This is a genomic window from Corynebacterium sp. UMB9976 (assembly GCF_030212265.1).
Taxonomy (GTDB): domain Bacteria; phylum Actinomycetota; class Actinomycetes; order Mycobacteriales; family Mycobacteriaceae; genus Corynebacterium.
The window spans coordinates 1-237 of record NZ_JASODY010000178.1 but is presented as its reverse complement, the minus strand read 5'-3'; the positions used below and the strand labels follow the sequence as shown (position 1 = coordinate 237).

The window sequence follows — 237 nt, the reverse complement described above, 5'->3', positions numbered from 1 at the left end:
CAGGGTGGTCAGCGAAGAAGGGTTTGGCCGCAACGACTATGTGGAAACCTCCCGCGACCTGATTGTCATGACCGCGCCGGGACCTGGCTCCGGCAAGCTGGCCACTTGCCTGTCGCAGGTCTACCACGAGAACCAGCGAGGCATTGCCGCAGGTTACGCCAAGTTTGAGACGTTCCCCATCTGGAACCTGCCGCTCTCCCACCCGGTGAACCTGGCCTACGAGGCGGCCACCGCGGA

1 protein-coding gene is annotated in these 237 nt (G+C 63.7%); it reads left to right on the top strand.

Annotation, left to right across the window (positions count from 1 at the left end):
* Window positions 1-237: DUF1846 domain-containing protein (locus QP140_RS10285; RefSeq protein WP_284759556.1), on the top strand; the 237-nt coding region annotated here is incomplete at both ends.